Origin of the sequence: Pseudomonas sp. WS 5079, assembly GCF_012985465.1 — a bacterium.
GTDB lineage: Bacteria > Pseudomonadota > Gammaproteobacteria > Pseudomonadales > Pseudomonadaceae > Aquipseudomonas.
The window spans coordinates 318,717-336,324 of record NZ_JAAQWN010000002.1; the positions used below are offsets into that span (position 1 = coordinate 318,717).

Genomic DNA, 17,608 nt, shown 5'->3' on the forward strand with positions numbered 1-17,608 from the left:
ATGCGCAGTGCTTCCATCTGCCTTCCACTTATCGTGAAAGGTAGAGCGCATGCCGACTCATCATTTACTCAACGGCCTGTCTGGCAATCTGCAATCGAGTACCTCCTGGGCCCAGCAACAGGCGCTGGAGCTGATCCAGCGCAATGTGACCCAAGCCCTACAGGGCCTGGACACCGAAGAACAACAGCGTTTCGTGCAACTGCAACGCCAGGCCCACGCGGCGCTGGCGGCCGTTGAAAGCGAAAAAGAACGGGTGGTGCGTTCCTTCAAGGCCGATGGCCTGGCGCAGTTGCGCAGCCGGATCGGCGGGCGCGATCCCGAGCAGTACCGCTTCGACACCACCTACATTGAAAAAATCGAGCAACCCTTACCCTGGGATCGCCAGCCCGGCAGCCACATCCGCACGCCGCGCCGCTCCGATATCGATTACCGCGAAATCGAACACGTCAAGAGCATGTCCCTGTGGGAAGCAGCCTGTGTGAACTTCGGCTTCACCTCAGGCCTGCGCCAGGACTCCGGCTACAGTCTGGTCGACGCCAGCAAAGTGGTGGGCCCCGACGGCGATCGCAGTCTCAAGGCCCGGGAGTTTATCGCCATCGCCCGCGAGCTGGACCTGGGCCACCAACTGCAAGTGAAGATCAAGGCCACCCTCGATCAGCAGGGTACGCTGCGCCGCTTGATGGGCGTGGCAGCGCAGGCCCTGTTGCAGTTCGATGCCCTGGACGCCTGGCGCAACCGCGCCCATAACGGCCTGACGCAAACGGTGTACGCAAGCCTCACCGCCTCGCTCGATGGCAGCGGGCCGCCACTGGCGGTCGAGAGCCTGAGCCTGACCTCGGGCGTCACCCCGATTGCCGCCGTGCCCTTCGTGCCCTGGGAGAGCGCCATTCCCGTGCCGCTCCTGCTGATCCGCGTGGCCAGCCTCGGGGTGCTGTCGTATTTCCCTTTCCGCCCCGGCGGTGCGTTTCGCTACCACCCCGACGCGCGCGCGGCAGAAGCCGACTTTCGCCGGCAACTGCGCGACAGCCATCGCCAGGACGACCTCGGCTGGTTTGCCCGGCAACTGCCGCTGGTGGGGCTGTCGGTGTTCAAGCCGTTGCTGACCCTGGAGAAGCGCCCCGAAGGCCTGAACTGGCTGGCCGGCAAGCTGTACGACGGGTTTCACGCAGCCTTCCCCGAACGCACCCTCGACGACATCCGCTTCGCCGCCGATCCACCCAGAGGCCCCGCCGAAACCCTGCTGCAAACCCTGACTTATCGGCAGGTCCAGCGCTGCCAGGCCGATATGGACACCCTGGCCAACACCCGCTCCGAAGCCGATTGGCAAGCACTCAAGGACGCCGCTGCGGCCATCGCCGCCGAAGTCCTGCAACTGCTGCTCACGCCCCTGCCCGGCGGAGTCACCGGAATGAACCGGGTGATGCAACTGGCGGTGCTGGGCAGCATGACCTACAGCGTCAGCGTGGGCCTGAATGAAGCAGCCAAGGGCGATGCCAGCAGCTTTGCCACGACCCTCAGCGATGTCGCCGACCTGGCCATCAGCGGGCGCCTGATCAGCATCGCCGGCAGGGTCCATCGCCAGCGCATGCTCGAACACCTGCAGCGCCTGGGCAACCCGCGCAAGGTGACCCGGCCCGACGGGGTCGATGAACTGTGGAAGCCTGACGCGCACCCCTACGCCCATGACGAGCCTTACCTGCTGGAGGGCAAGACTGCCGATGCCCTGTGCGTATTCGACGTGCAGGGCAAGCAGTACGTCAAGCTGCACCATGAACAGCAGACCCAGGTCGCCGAAGTCACCCACGACCAGCAAACCCAGCGCTACGTGCTCAAGAACGGGCGCAGCAGCTACAAGCCACCCATCGTGTTCGACCCGGCGCTGCAAGCCTGGACCTTCGACCTGCATAACGCCCAGGCCCTGTCGGATACCCAGTTGCTGCGACAGATGCTGCCCGGCGACTCCTCGAACATCACCCAGCTCGACCTCGAGCAAATGTTGCTCTGCACCGCCACCTCCCGTGCAACCCTCGACAAGGTATGGCACGGCGAGCCGGCGCCGTTGAACCTGATCGAAGGTGTGCGGCGCCTGCAAGCCGACCAACTGATCCAGCACATCATCGGGCGCTTCCATCAAGCCGGTTATCTACCGCCCTATGGCGACAGCGTAGTGCTGTGCCTGCTGACCCAGTTGCCCGAATGGCCGGCCACCGCCCTACTGAGCATCCGCGATCCGCAGCGCAGCGTGATCGAGACCTTCGGCAAAAGCACCCAGCCACTGCTCGAGCCGACGACCATTACGATCATCCGCAACGAAGACGGCAGCTACCAAAGCGAAGAGGATAGCGGCCAGGTGCCTTACCGCGCCGAACCGCTGTTGGGCCTGGTGATCAGCCTGCAACCCGGCACCTCGCAACTGGGCCTGAGCAACCAACCCGATGCCACACCGGCCCAGCGGATCATGGCGGTGCGCCAGGCCGTGGTCGCCCTGGCACGCCAGGAGCGCCTGACGCTGTTTGCCGCGCTGGTCAGTTACGCCGGCTATGAAAAACCCGAGCAACTGCCGCCCGCCGCTGTGCGCCGCTTCCTGCCCGTCAAGGCCTCCGCGCCGCTGGTAGCCGTCACACCGCTGCTGAAAAAACTGCGCGACCTCAACCGCCCCCTGTCTGCAGCCCTGCTGGAACGGCTGCTGGAACAACAGCCGCTGACACCCCGCCAACAACGGGCCTACCTGCAAGGTGGGGAACTGCCCGGCGCCTTTCGTGAATTGCTGGACAACCACCGCACTTGCCTGCGCATCGACGCGGCCATCGATGGCCTGTACCACCCACGGTTATTCAACAACGACGCCGACCAATGGGCCAGGGAGTTCGCCTCGGCCCTGGTACGCCAGCGGCTCCAGCGCGGCTTCGTGATTACCGAGGTGCGCGACGGCGGGATCGCCAAACCCTATCGCTCCAGCGGTCCTGACGATCTCACCGTGGAGCTGCGCCACAGCGGCGAGGGCCACTATGAAGCCTATGACATGCGTAACGCGGGCACGATCGCCGTAACCCCGGCCGTCGACAGTTTCTACCTGGCCATCGGTTCGGTGTTGCAACCCCATGAGCGGGAACTGCTGGGCATGGCCAGCGTGACCGACGCCCCAGGCCTGCGAAACACCTTGGGCAAGTACATGAGCGACCAGCGCAACCCGCAAGGCTATGTGCGCCTGGCCGACGGTTCGCTGAAGCAATACGAGCACACCCTGTCTCTGCCGGCCAAACTGCTGCCCGATACCCAGGGGCTGTATTCCCATGAGGGCGAGCATTACCTGCCGTTGTTTGGCTCGCTGTACCGCGTCATCTATGACCAGCGGGTTTTCCGGTGGCGGCTCAAGCACCCGGACAAGATTGGCGTCGATACGCCCACCCTGGAACACAACCGTGAAGGGGCCTGGCGTCTGTCCAGCGAGAACCCCATGGAATGGGACGAGCATCGACTGCTGTACCGCCTGGGGGGTGACCACCAACTGGTCGACGAGGGCGAAGCTGCGAAAATCATCGCCCTGACCGACACCCCGGCCCACGTGCTGCGCCAGGTCCACCGCAGCGGCCGGCCGGCCCCGCCGATGCTTGCCGATACCTGTAAGCGCTTCAGGATGGACCAGCAGATCACCCAGTTCATCGTCTCGCTCTATCAGGTGCCCAGCACCTCGGTCGCCAACCCGGACCTGCGCCTGCTGATCCTCACCAGCCTGCCAGGCTGGCCCGCCAGCCACGTGCTGGAGATTGTCGGCAGCGCCAGCCCCCTGCGCTACCCAACAAACCAAGCACCCGGGGCCAAGGTGGTACAAGTCACCGACCAGGACATCAGGAGCCCAGGGCTCCTGGAAAAACTCGTCACCGACGACGACCTTGCCCTGGCCCTGCTCGGCGAGCTGCCGCAAACCCTGGAACAGCGCCTGGTCCAACTGATCAACCGGATGGTCGAATACACTGAGCGCGAGCGTGGGCAAATCCTCGAATCCATGTACCAGCGCAGCGAGGCCGCAACCACCGCCCAGGAGCGCCCCGTCAAGACCCAGTACCCGGCGCTGCCGAACAACGCGGTCAAGGCGATTCTCGGCCATGCCTCGCCGCGGGAACTCAAGCAACTGCATGAAAAAAACCAACTGAGCCTGCGCCTGTCAGAACAGGCGCGCCTGACAACCCATGACTTGCGCCTCAACCGTGCCTTCGAAGGCTTGTATGTGGACGCCTGCGCCAATGCCGACAGCGACCGGATCACGCTGTACCTGCTGCGCCGGCTGCCGACCTGGCCGAAGAACCTGCGCGTCGATATCCGCGAATGGGACGACCAGGGACGCCTGCTGGAAACAGCGGGGCACCTGGCGGGTTCGTCACGCAAGACCGTGGCCAGGACCAACCGTGGATATCAGGCCTATGACGAACACGGCAAGACACTCGGCCAACCGTCGACCCGATTGCTGATGGTCATTCTCAGCACCTTGTCCGCTGCCGAGCAGGTGTTGCTGGAGGCTGACACCGACAGCGCGATTGCCGAGTTGCGCCGCCAGATCGCCGAGCAGGCCCTGGCTCGCCGCGTGGAGATCAAGGGCCTGCTGGATATCCCGCACTTGCAGCCCTGGATGCAACCGCCCATGGGCCTGGATCGTTCGTTCCTGGTGTACCCGCTGTGGCAGCGCCTCTGGCCGTTTCACGGGCCACGGCCGCCGAACCTGGTAGCCAAGGTCCAGGAGCTGTACCCGCGCTTGGGCAATGCCGATGCACGCAGCTTCCTGAGCGCGTTGAACATGACCGACCCGGAAAAACTGCTCGAACTGGAACGGCTGAAAGCCGAGTACCAGGCCATGGATACGCAACTGACGCGCTGGAGCGAAACCCCTGTGGCGGCCGACAACCCTCTGATCGACCCGTTGGGCACCGGCCGGGGCAGGCGGCGCTATATCGCCTCCCAACTGTGTGCGGCATGGCGCCGGGAAACCTCCACGGTGTACATGGCCGGCCTGTTCAACGTACCGTCACTGGAGTTGCAACTGGACGACGAAGGCTTGCCACCGGCCTCGTTCATAACCGGGACCAGCGGTTTCGATCACATTCAATTCCTGCGGATTTCCGGTAACGCGTTCCCCGCTTCGGGGCCGGACTTTTTGACCAAGTTCACCGGGCTCGCAGTGCTGCGCCTGGATTGTTACCTGACGGAACTGCCCAGCGCGGTCACCGATATGACCACGCTCAACCACCTTGACCTGAACGACAACGACCTTCGCCTGACCGAAGACGCCGTGCAACGCCTGGCCGGCATGGTCAATCTGCAACACCTCGACCTCAACGATAATCCGGACCTGGACCTGACCCCGGATGTCAGCCAAATGAGCCGGCTACGCCGCCTGCGCCTGGCCAACACCGGCATCAGCCAATGGCCGATCGGCGCCGGCACCCTGCCGGTTTTGGAGGAGTTGCACCTGCAGACCAACTCGATTAGCACCATTCCCGAAGAAGTGTTCACCAACCCGTGGCTGCAAGCCGCCAATCGCAACACCTTTTTGCATGAGAACCCGCTGACCGCCGAGACCCTGGCACGCATCGACCGCTACTACCTCGAGACCGGTATTCGCCTGGGTGGCCAACTGCGCACCCCCGCCCATGCCCCAGCGACGCCGAATGACTTCGACACCTGGCTGACCGACATCGCCGAGAAGGACGTAACGCCGCGCCGACAATTGTGGGAACAGCTCAAGGCCAATGAAACGGCGAGTGCCGATGATGTATTCCGCGTGCTGCGTGACCTGAAGAATACGCACGCCTACCGCAACAAAAAGTTGAGGCCTGGCCTGACCAAGCGAGTCTGGACCTTGTTGCAGGCCATGGGCGAGTCGACGCAACTGCGCAACGCGGTGTGCCTCAACACCTACGGCTCCGGCAACTGCGGCGACAGTGTGCTGCTGGCCTTTACCAACATGGAACTGCACCACCGGATCCATCAGGCCAAGTTGCAACCGCGCAGTTATCTGGCTGACCGGGCGTTGCTGGAATTGGCCGAGAGTTGCTTCTACCTCAACCAACTGGACCACTTTGCCGACCAGTTCATTCTCGAGCGCGAGCGTGCCGGGCTGCCTGTCGATCCGGCCGAGGTCACGGTATACCTGCGCAGCCAATTGGCCAGTGAATTCAAATTGCCGTTTTATCCGCTGGAGCTGCTGTACACCGTGGATGACTATGTCACCGATGAGGTGGTGGGCCGGGCACGCAGCACCCTGCGCAGACTCGGCCAATCACCGGCCGTGCAGGAGGCGATTTTGATGAGTGAGTTCTGGATTGAGTATTTGGCCAACAGTCATCCGGAGCCTTTTATCACGGTCAAGCAAGCCGTGAGCTACAAGGTCAGCCTGTTGAATCGGGAACTCCAGGACAAGCGTTCGCAGGTATTTCTGGAGCGCCGCCAGGCACTGGTTGACCTGGAAACCAGCGAACATAACCGCCTGGTCCGGCAGTTGACAGAGGGCACGCAACGGGCGCTGATGCGCACCTGAACCTGGGCCGGCCTGTCGCAGGTGACAGGCCGGCCAGGGCTCAAGGGTTTACGCCGAACGCTGTGAGCCGACGCCGGCCTGGGTCGGTTGCAGCTTGAACACGTAGAACAGCACGGTCAGGAACAGCAGGAACACCGGCCCGACATACAGCGCGATACGGGTATCGGGGAAGTACGCCATCAGGCCCACCACCAGCACCAGGAACGCCAGGGCCAGGTACGAACTGACCGGGTACAGCCACATGCGGTACTTCAAGGCCTTCTGTTCGGCCGGGCTCAGGCTTTTGCGGAACTTGAGCTGGGCCAGCAGGATCATCACCCAGGTCCAGATCGCGCCGAAGGTGGCGATGGAAGTGACCCAGACGAAGACCTTGTCCGGCACCAGGTAGTTGAGCAGCACGCCCAGCAGCAGGGCGAAGATCGACAGCAGCAGCGCATTGCGGGGTACGCCATTGCGCGAGGTGGTGCCGAAGGTCGCCGGGGCCTGGCCGTTCTGCGCCAGGCTGTAGAGCATGCGCCCGGTGCTGAAGATCCCGCCGTTGCACGACGACAGCGCGGCGGTGATCACCACGAAGTTGATGATGCCGGCGGCAGTCTTGATGCCCAGGCGCTCGAAGGTCATCACAAACGGGCTGCCCTGGGTGCCGATTTCATTCCATGGGTAGATCGACAGGATCACGAACAACGCACCGACGTAGAACAGCAGAATGCGCCAGAACACCGAGCCAATGGCATTGGGGATGGTTTTTTGCGGGTTCTTCGCTTCACCGGCGGTCAGGCCGATCATTTCCACGCCCAGGTAGGCAAACATCACCATCTGCAAGGACATCAACACACCCTGCACGCCATTGGGCATGAAGCCACCGTGGGCCCACAGGTTGGAAATCCCCAGCGCCACGCCGTCGTTGCCGAAACCAAAGGCAATGATACCGACGCCGCCAATCACCATGGCAATGATGGTGACGATCTTGATCAGGGCGAACCAGAACTCGAACTCACCGAAGGCCTTGACCGCGATCAGGTTGATGGTGCCCATGCTGATCAGGGCGGCCAGGGCCCAGATCCAGCGCGGTGTATCGGGGAACCAGACGCCCATGTACACGGCGACGGCGGTGATTTCTGCAACGCAGGTCACCAGCCACAGGAACCAGTAGTTCCAACCGGTCAAAAAGCCCGCCAACGGGCCGAGGTAGTCCTGGGCGTAACGGCTGAAGGAGCCGGCCACCGGGTTGTGTACGGCCATCTCACCGAGGGCGCGCATGATCACCAGGATCGCCAGGCCGCCGATGATGTACGAGAGCATGATTGCCGGGCCGGCCATTTCAATGGCCTTGGCCGAACCAAGGAACAGACCGACACCGATACAGGCGCCGAGCGCCATCAAGCGAATATGCCGTTCGCCGAGTTCGCGTTTGAGCGGGCCGCCGGAAGCGGTCTCGCCGTGGGGCTGATGGTTGCCAACAGGCATAGGGGTACAACCTCATTTTGTTATTGGATTGAACCACCGAGTCTCGGGCGTACCAGCGGGTGGGCTCGTACGCCTGGGTCACCGGGCCTACCTTGTGGGCAGATCCGTCTGACAGGAAAACCGGCCAGATCAGCGGGCGTGCAGTATAAAAAGCTCCCTATAGAGCTTTTCACTCAATAAACGGCAAAATTCAGCGAGAACTCTCGGCAAAAGCCGATATGACGGCGAGGCATCATCTGCCTGGAACGCCGTTCTCCCTGGAAAACGGCGGCGAGTATTGCACAGCATGGGTGCAGCGTCATGCCCCTACCCTGGTCGCATTTACCAATCGCAAAGGCTCTAGAACGGCACTTCGCCCTCAGGCCAGGGCGGCGCGTCAAAGAACAGCTCGCGCGCCATGCGCAAGTGGATTTCGCCGCGATGAATCGCCAGGGTCTGCGTCACGCGCCCGCTCTGCCCGGCCTGGATGCTGCGAAAGGCCGCGCCCGCTGCCGTCGGTGGTAGTCGGTCATGGCCGGCGCAGACAAATTCCTTGCGTGGACCAATCAGCGACTACGCTTGAAACAAGTCCGATCAATCTGCGTGAATGGATCAATCGACTATGGGTGTTTTATGGCAAACCGATTCGACCCAGGCTGCGGTGCCAACCGACAGTGCGGATGAACCGCCTTTGCCACAAAAAACCCGCCCACGCCGCTTCGGCTGGCGCATGTTCTGGCTGTTGCTGGTGATGCTGCTGATCGGCCTGGCCTATGCCGCGTCCCGGGAAATGCGCACCTCCAAGTGGCAGGCCCGGGAATTCAGCCGGATCGCCGCCACCCTCAGTTACCAGGTGCAGCCCGGCCCGAGCGCGGCGATTGTCTACCCCGGCGCCGGCCCCTTCGACAAACGCCTGGGCTACAGTGCCCTGAGTGATTTTCTGCCACGCCTGCTCAAGCGCAATTACCTGATCCAGAGCCAGGCGCAGTTCTCCCAGGCCTTGCTCGACTACAGCCGCCAGGGGCTGTTTGTGCCCTATGACGAGAAGATCCAGGCAGGCCTGACGATCAGCGATTGCCGCGCCGAGCCGCTGTACCAGTTCAGCTACCCGCAGCAGTTCTATCCGACCTTTGCCGCGATCCCGCCGGTGGTGGTCAACAGCCTGCTGTTTATCGAGAACCGCGAGCTGCTCGACCCCGCCCAGCCCCAGGCCAACCCCGCCGTGGACTGGCCGCGTTTTGCCAAGGCCGCCTGGTCGCAGGTGGCCCGGCTGCTGCACCTGCCGGGCCAGACTGCAGGCGGCAGCACCCTGGCCACGCAGTTGGAGAAATATCGCCACTCGCCCGACGGGCTGACACTGTCGGGTGGCGAGAAGATCCGCCAGATGATTTCCGCCAGCGTGCGCACCTACCTGGACGGCCCCCAGACGCTGGTAGCGCGCCAGGCGATCGTGCGCGATTACCTCAACAGCGTGCCGCTGTCGGCGGTGCCCGGGCATGGTGAAGTGCATGGTATGGCCGAAGGCTTGCGGGTCTGGTACGGCGCCGACTTCAACCGGACCAACAGCCTGCTGGCCAGTGACGACCCCAAGGATCTTGCGCAAAAAGGCCTGGCCCTACGTGAAGTGCTGTCGCTGACCATCGCCCAGCGCCGTCCTTCCCACTACCTGTCAAAGGGCCGCGACGAGCTGGCCAGCCTCACCGACAGCCATATCCGCCTGCTGGCGCAGAACGCGGTGATCGATCCGGCCTTGGCCAGCGCCGCCCTGGCCAGCCAGGTCACTTACCGCAACTGGCAGCAGCAACCGACCCTGCAGCCCATAGAAACCAACAAGGGCATCAGTGTCGCGCGCAGCCGCCTGGCCGCCCTGCTCGATCGCCCGCTGTACGACCTCGACCGCCTCGACCTGGCCGCCACCAGCACCCTGCAAAGCGATCTGCAAAGCCAGGCCACCGCGTACCTCAAGCAATTGGCCGACCCGGCCTTCGCCGGCCAGCTCGGCCTGCTCGGGCCGCGTCTGCTGACCCCCGCCAGCACGGCCCAGGTGCGCTATAGCTTCACCCTCTACGAAATGACCGCCGACGGCGCCCGGGTGCGGGTGCAGACCGACAACACCGACCAGCCCTTCGATATCAATGAAAGCAGCAAGCTGGAACTGGGCTCCACCGCCAAGCTGCGGGTGCTGACCACCTACCTGCAAATCATCAGCGAACTGCACCAACGCTATGCCGACCAGAGCCCGGCGGCGCTGAAAAAAGTCGCCATCGACGAGCAGGACCGCCTGACACGCTGGGCCGTGGATTACCTGGTGCAGAACAGTGACCGCAACCTGCCGACGATGCTCGCCGCAGCCCTGGACCGGCACTACTCCGCCAGCCCCGGCGAAAGTTTTTTCACAGGGGGCGGCCTGCATCACTTCCATAACTTTCGCAACGAAGACAACGGCCGCAACCCGACCTTGCGCGAGGCGCTACGCGAGTCGATCAACCTGCCATTTATCCGCCTGATGCGCGACCTGGTGCGCTACAGCACCTACCAGGGCGCCAACAACAGCGCCGAACTGCTCAAGGACGACAGCGACCCGCGCCGCCAGGAATACCTGGCCAAATTCGCCGACCGCGAGGGCACCACCTTTTTGCTGCGGTTCTGGAAAAAGTACCGTAACAAGGACACCCAGGCGCGCCTCGACACCTTTCTCGACAGCCTGCACCCCACCGCCATCCGCCTGGCCGCCGTACACCGCTACCTGTTGCCGCAGGCCAGCCAGCAAAGTTTCAACAGTTTTGTGCGCGCCCACCTCAATGACCCCACGGCCCGCGCCAAACTCAGCGACGAACGCCTGGCCAACCTCTACCAGAACTACGGCCCCGGTGCCTACGACTTGCCGGACCAGGGCTATATCGCCAAGGTCCATCCCCTGGACCTGTGGTTGCTCGGCTACCTGCTGCAACACCCCGACGCCACCTTCACCCAGGCGGTGGCGGCCAGCACGCACGAGCGCCAGGAGGTCTACAGCTGGCTGTTCAAGAGCCGGCACAAGAGCGCGCGGGACAGCCGCATCCGCACCATGCTGGAGATCGAGGCCTTCCTGGATATCCACCAGCGCTGGCAACAGGTGGGCTACCCGTTCGACCATCTGGTACCGTCCCTCGCCACCGCCATCGGCAGTTCCGGCGATCGCCCGGCCGCGCTCGCCGAACTGGTGGGGATTATTCTCAACGACGGTATCCGCCAGCCGACACTGCGCATCGACAGCCTGCACTTTGCCGCCGGCACGCCTTACGACACACGCCTGGTCAACGACCCCGAGCGCGGCAAGCGGGTGATGCCCAGCGCCGTGGCCACGGCCCTGCGCGAGGCGCTGTCGCAAGTGGTGGATGCCGGTACCGCCAAGCGCGTGGCCGGCAGTTTCAAGCTGGCCGACGGCACACCACTGGCCATGGGTGGCAAGACTGGCACCGGCGACAACCGCATCGAAGCCATCGGGGCCGGCGGGCGCGTGCTCAGCTCCAAGGCCATCAACCGCACGGCGACGTTTGTGTTCTATATCGGCGAGCACCATTTCGGCACCTTGACCGCCTTCGTCCCCGGCGCCACGGCCCAGGGCTTCAGTTTCACCTCGGCCTTGCCGGTGCAGGTGCTCAAGGGCATGGCGCCGATCCTCACGCCTTATCTGCAACCGGGCAGCCACACCTTGTGTGCCCCCGCCTCAATGGCGCTGAACCAGGGCGGTAACCGGCTGTTTTCAAGGTGATGAATTTTGAACGGTTCGCCTGTGTAAGCGGCCTGTTGGACCCAGTATTCAAACTTATTCTCGGCCCCAGCCCAAAATAGACTGAAGCGCTTTCATGGCTCTTTTCAGGATCTGTTGCATGGCTGATTTACTCCCTTCCCCGCGCCCGGCCACGTTTCAAGGCCGGCACTACCCATTGCTTGAAAGTGCCCTGCCGCCGTGGCTGAAAACCACCGCCCCGCACCGCCTGGATGCCTTGCAGGCCGTCGGGCTCCAGGACCCGGCGCCCTACCCGAACGCCGCGCCGGCACAGCACGCCAACCTGCGGCAGGCTATCGCCGGCCACTGGCAAGCCCTCAACACCCTGGATAAGCGCCTCCAGCCCCTCAATGATCTGTATGCCTACGCCGAGCGCATCCTGGGCGGCGCGCTAAGCGCCGACTATGGCCCGATTGATGTGCGCAACACCTATGTGCGCCTGTATGCCAAAGCGTCGACAGCCTGGTGGGTACATGACTTCAAGTCAGGCGTCACCAGCCATACGCTGTCGCTGCTGGATGCGGCGCTGCATAACTTTGCCGCCACCGACAGCTTTGTCGACTATGCCTTCCTGTCTGGCGCCGATGCCCGTGGGCAGCAGCGCAGCCTGACCTTCAAGCACAAGACCCGCGGCACGCCCCTGACCGCCGAGGGTTTCAAGCAACTGTGCCGCGCACTGAACATCGGCGGGCACTACCGTGAACATCTGAAGATTGTCATGGGTGTCTACAACCCCACGGTGGCCCGCGACCTGCGCCGCCAGGTGATCGCCCAGCACCAAGCCGCGTTGAAGGCCGCCGCCCACCTGGCCCTGGTCAAGGGCGACCTGGCCCAGGATGCCTGTGACGAAGTGCTCGCGCTGATCGCTGGCAACACCGCCCTGCGCCTGGATGGCCAGGTGCTTGCCGGCCACACCCTGGACCTGATGAACACGCGCCTGACCGGCATCCTGCTGTTCTGCGCCACGCCCCACTCGGCGGCGCGGGTGATTGCCTATGTGCCGGACGACCCCGCGCACCCCCTCAAGCAATACCCCACGCCCCTGGCCTTCATCCACGAACTGACCCGCCAGTTGCGTGACAGCGAACGCTATCAGGTGTTCTTCAGCCGCTTTGTCGACCATGATCAGCGCGGCTTTTTTTTCGCCAACCTCAATACCCGCCTGAGCCGGGTGCAGTGGCGCGCCAAAGCCGCGACCGATAGCCAACCGACCTGGCAAGACACGCCCCTGGACCATCCCCACCTGCAATTCCATGTGCAGCCCATTGCCGACGACTACCAGAACCGCGCGCATTCAAGCGGCAACAATGACCTGTGGCACTACCGTTACCGGGTGCACCTGAACAAAGTGCTCAATGACGCCCAGGACATTGCCGTCTCGACCAGCCGCGTCGACCGCCTGGCCCGCCAGGCCTGGTGGGACAACCTGGGGCGAATCCTCGGCGATATCCTCAACGCTGCCTTGCAAGTGCTCACCCCGTTTGTGCCGGGGCTGGGGGAAGTGATGCTCGCCTACACCGCCTATCAGCTCACCGACCAGGTGTTCGAGGGGGTGCTCGACTGGGCCCAGGGCCGGGGCACAGAGGCGGCGCAGCATTTGATCGGGGTGGCCCAGGACCTGGTGCAGTTCGGCCTGTTCGCCGCCGGCATCCAGGTGGCGGCGCCGCTGCGCCTCAAGCTGTCGGCGTTTGTCGAAGGGCTCACGCCAGTGACGCTCGCCGACGGCCGCCGGCGCCTGTGGAACCCGGACCTGGCGCCCTATGTCGCCGACCCGGGCGCACCCGCAGATCAACCGTTAATGCGCCACGAGGGTGCGCAGTATCAGGTGCAACACGGGCGCATCGTCCACCCGCGCCGCGCGGATGCCTACCGGCCCCACGTGCATCGGCGCGGCAATGGCATCGTGGTGCATGAAGCCGAGCAGCCGCAAACCTGGGACAGCTCCACCCTGATGCGCCGCCTCGGGCCCAGGGCCGAGGCTTTCAGCGCCGCGCAACTGGAGCAGATCCGCCGCACCAGTGGCTGCGATGACGACCAGTTGCGCGGCCTGTACCTGCATGAGCAGCCTCTGCCGCCGTTGCTGGCCGACACCCTGAACCGCTTCGAGGCCTACGCCAGCGCACAACAGGCCAGCGCGCAAATCCGCGCAGGCATGCCCCTGGCCCCAGACTCCGCCTGGTTCGAGCAAACCGTCACCGAACTGGAGGGCTGGCCCCAGGACAAGGCCCTGCAAGTGTTCCTCAGCGCCAGCCTGAGCGGCGATTCGCACCGCTACGGTAACCTCGCTGCGGCGCCTGCCGACACCCTGCGCCTGAGTGTGGCGCAAGTCATGTCCGGCCAGTTGCCGGAACAGGTACTGGCTTTTCTCGATGAGCCGCAAACCCGTGCCCTGCTCGGCGCCCAGGTGCCCAAGGCCCAGCAAGTGCAACACCTGCGCGAGCAACTGGCGGCCTACGTCACCCGCCAGGCGCCAGAGATCGGCCAGTACGCCCATCATCTGCGCGAGCTGTCCGATGAGCCGGGTGTCCGCCTGCTGCGCGAGCATTTCGCGCAGATGGATTCGAGCGTGGCGCGGGCCTTGCTCGCCACTGCCGATGAAGCCGAGCGCAACCTGATGGCGACCCAGGGGCGCCTGCCGCTGCGCTTGAAAAACCTCGCCCGCGAATTGCACTTCAGCGCCGGCACCAGCCACGCCTATGAAGGTTTCTACTTCCCCTGGCGCCAGAGTATCGACAGCGAACGCATGCTGCTCGGCACCCTCAAACGCCACAGCGATTGGTTTGCCGACCTGCACCTGCAAATCCGCGAGCACAGCGCAGATGGCCGGCTGCGCTGCGAGGCAGGGCCGGCCAACGCCAGTACCCGGCGCATCCTGGTCAGGAAAGACCACCTGGGCTACGAAGTGCGCGATGCCGAGCACCGCAAGCTGCATGACCTCGACACCCTGTACGAAGCCCTGCTGCACGCCGCCCCCCTCGACAGCCGCCGGGCCCTGGGCCTTGGCCCCGGCCAGGGCGAAGGTTTACGGCATTGGCTGCTGACCACCCTGGAGCCTCTGGCCGAACGCCGCGCCGCCCTGGCCCAACCGCCGGTCCCAAGCCACGCCGACCCGCAAACGCTGAAGCTGCTCGGCAAACCCATACCCGTGCGCACTGCGGTACTCAGAAGTGCAGACGCGTTGATCCTGAACGCCTTGAAGACAGTCTTTGCGCACCAGAGCGAAGCGCGCATCCTGGCCTTTATGGACAAGGTCGGCCACGAGCAGATCGGCCCCCGGGTCAACCAGTTAATCGTTGAACATTACCGTCTGGACGGCGATCTGGCGCACTGGTCGCGCCAGCCGGGGCATCATCCGCCCGCCATGGAACGGGAGTTGCGCAGTTTCATTCAGGGGCAAGTTCTCGAATGCTGGCAGGACCAGATCCGCGCCGCCACCGAGCCCCTCGGCTCGCGCCTGGACCTCAGCGGCGTGACACTGCCCGATACGCTGCCGCCGTTGCGCGCCGACTTCAGCCATGTCACGGAGCTGAACCTGATCCGCAGTCAGTTCGGCCCGGCCCACGGCCAGTTCCTGCAGCACTTCCCGCAACTGTCGGCCCTGTATCTGGCAGAGAACCCGCTGGCCCGCCTGCCTGAGGCTATCCGCGAGCTGCGCCACCTGGAAGACCTCGACCTGGCCGGGTGCCCGCTGACTTTGCCGGTCGAAGACATCACCCGCCTGAAAAACCTGCGCTACCTGCGGCGCCTCAAGCTCAACAACACCCGCGCCCAGCAAGCGCCGGACATCGGGCGCATGCGCGACCTGATACACCTGGACCTCAGCCACAGCCCAATCAAACGCTGGCCCGAAGGACTGTTCGAGGTGCCGCGACCGGCGCCGTTCTTCTTGAACCTGCAAGGCACCGCGATCACCCGCCTGCCCGCGGTGGCCCTGGGCAGTCGCGAAGCCGCGCTGGTGGCCCGCACCTACCTCAACCGCTCGGCGCTGGACGCCCTGCAACGCGAACAGTTCAAAGCCTACCGCGCGTCGGTCGGCCTGGACCCGGAGCGCACCTATGAACCTCGCGGCGATTGCACGCCGTGGCTGAACTACCTGTCGCCGGCCGCCCGGGAAGAAGCCCGGCAAGTCTGGGACGCGCTGGAGCACGAACATGGCTCCCAGGGTTTGTTCGAGGTGCTCAAGGCCCTGGAGCAGCCGGAGGTGTTCCAGACCCCGCAAGATCAACAACGCTACGCCGCCAACCACCGCCAGTTGACGCAGCAGGTGTGGCTCTTGCTGCAAGCGGCGGTGGTCGACACGCCGCTGCGCAAACGGTTGTTCGAGATGGCCAGCTTCCCCAGCAACTGCCCGGATGCGGGGACGCAGATTTTCAATGAACTGGGGGTCGAGGTGCTGCTCTACCAGATCGAGCACCAGGCGCAGACGCCAGAGGCGCATGAACTGCAACTGGCCACCCTGATCAGGGGCCGGGCGCGCCTGCAACAGCTCAACGATGTGATCCGCACCGATGTGCAACAACGCCTGGCGCCGGTCGCCGAGGGCGGCCAGGGCCTGCGGTTTCTCACCGAAGTGGTCGACGGCGTGGCCGGCCAGGTCGATGAGGTAGAAATCTACCTGGCCTACCAGACCGCACTTGCCGTGCGCCTGGACCTGCCGTGGATCGCCGAGCATATGCTGTACCGCAGCACCGCCCGGGTCAGCGCCGCGCAGATTGACGCGGCCTATGCCCGGGTGCAGGAGCTGGGAAACGGCGACGGTCTGGTCAACCGCATGCTGCTGGACCCGCACTGGCGCGCCTGGCTGCAAAAGCGCTATGCCGGCCAATACGCCGAACAGCAGCAGTGGCTCAGGACCCAGCATGAGCAGTTGCTTGATCTGCAAGAGATGTGGGAACAGGTGCCGCAGAAAGTACCGTTACCCGCACAGATCGCTGCCCTGGCCAAGGCGCAGGGCATGACCGAGTCGAACCTGGCAGACCCGCTGAAATTCCAAGCTGCCTGCGAAAAACGTGAGGAGGAACTGGGCTACAACGCCGAGGAGTGGATGCGCCAGCGCACCCGCACCGCCTTGATGGCGGCGCGAGAGCTGCGTAATCGCCGGGCTAGCCGCTGATTTCAATCACCCTTTCGGCCGCGCCTTCCACCAGGAAAAACCGATAGATCCGCCCGGCCTGTTTGTCGAAGCTGAACACCCGGCCAGGGAAGATGTGGTTCTTGGTCACGGGCGCGCAGTCCAGGCGATCGGCCACGGCGCAGTCCTTGAACTCGTCTACCACCACCACGGTGTTACCGGCGTTGCGCAAGGTGTAGCGCTGGCCACCGTTCTCGACACGGGTGTCGAAGCGGCTCTGGCTGGGGCGTACGAAGAACACCGTGCCGTAGCCGGACATCACCCGCACCCCGCCCGCCAGCGAGGCCTCATAGGCGGCGCGGTCTTCGTCGCTGACACCGAATTCGTCGTCCTTCTCCGGCGCCACCGGCAGGTAGCGCACGCGGAAGTAACGCTCGCGGTCGCGCTCGCCCATAAACAGCAGGCGCGTGCTCTGCATGGCGTTGGCCGGCACGATCAGGCGCGCCGGGCTGGCCATCAGGCCATCGCGTACCAGGCCAGTGCCGGCCTGGTCCTTGAGCGGCACTTCGTCATAGCTGCCGTCGGGTTTGTAGAGCATTTCGGTGATGTCGACCTTGACGAACGCGGTGCTGGTGCCGCCATTGAACACGCGCTTGAGGTAAGTGTTCTTGTCGCCGTTCATGTAGTCGTAGAAGTCACCGACATTGATCGCCGGTCCCGCCTGGGCATTCAGCGACCACAGGCACATTCCCAGTGCTGCAAACAGGTATTTCATAAGCACCTCATT

The 17,608-nt window shown here is 64.2% G+C and carries 5 protein-coding genes; 3 read left to right on the forward strand and 2 right to left on the reverse strand.

From position 1 onward, the window contains the following. Window positions 1-49: 49 nt before the first annotated feature. Entirely contained in the window at window positions 50-6,532 is a 6,483-nt protein-coding gene (locus tag HBO05_RS05975) for an NEL-type E3 ubiquitin ligase domain-containing protein (RefSeq protein WP_172312035.1), read from the forward strand. Window positions 6,533-6,580: 48 nt separating this feature from the next. Here the strand turns inward: HBO05_RS05975 and HBO05_RS05980 are convergent, their stop codons facing one another. Further along, window positions 6,581-7,999: an amino acid permease gene (locus HBO05_RS05980; RefSeq protein ID WP_170041809.1), complete on the reverse strand. Its 1,419-nt coding sequence runs from the start codon at window positions 7,997-7,999 to the stop codon at window positions 6,581-6,583. 601 nt (window positions 8,000-8,600) lie between these two features. On the opposite strand from HBO05_RS05980, the gene HBO05_RS05985 reads away from it, so the two are divergent. Further along, window positions 8,601-11,732 (forward strand): transglycosylase domain-containing protein, encoded by a 3,132-nt coding sequence (locus HBO05_RS05985; protein WP_172312037.1) that lies wholly within the window; start codon window positions 8,601-8,603, stop codon window positions 11,730-11,732. A 118-nt stretch (window positions 11,733-11,850) separates the two neighbouring features. Further along, entirely contained in the window at window positions 11,851-16,863 is a 5,013-nt protein-coding gene (locus HBO05_RS05990) for an NEL-type E3 ubiquitin ligase domain-containing protein (RefSeq protein WP_172312039.1), read from the forward strand. Here the strand turns inward: HBO05_RS05990 and HBO05_RS05995 are convergent. Beyond that, on the reverse strand, window positions 16,853-17,596 hold the full coding sequence (locus HBO05_RS05995) for a molecular chaperone (RefSeq protein ID WP_170056790.1): 744 nt from the start codon (window positions 17,594-17,596) through the stop codon (window positions 16,853-16,855). The genes HBO05_RS05990 and HBO05_RS05995 overlap by 11 nt on opposite strands. Window positions 17,597-17,608 lie beyond the last annotated feature (12 nt).

Bases quoted from the DNA above. Each gene is read 5' to 3' on its own strand.
- HBO05_RS05985 (WP_172312037.1), top strand. From the start codon at position 8,601: ATGGGTGTTTTATGGCAAACCGATTCGACCCAGGCTGCGGTGCCAACC.
- HBO05_RS05995 (WP_170056790.1), bottom strand. From the start codon at position 17,596: ATGAAATACCTGTTTGCAGCACTGGGAATGTGCCTGTGGTCGCTGAAT.
- HBO05_RS05975 (WP_172312035.1), top strand. From the start codon at position 50: ATGCCGACTCATCATTTACTCAACGGCCTGTCTGGCAATCTGCAATCG.
- HBO05_RS05990 (WP_172312039.1), top strand. From the start codon at position 11,851: ATGGCTGATTTACTCCCTTCCCCGCGCCCGGCCACGTTTCAAGGCCGG.
- HBO05_RS05980 (WP_170041809.1), bottom strand. From the start codon at position 7,999: ATGCCTGTTGGCAACCATCAGCCCCACGGCGAGACCGCTTCCGGCGGC.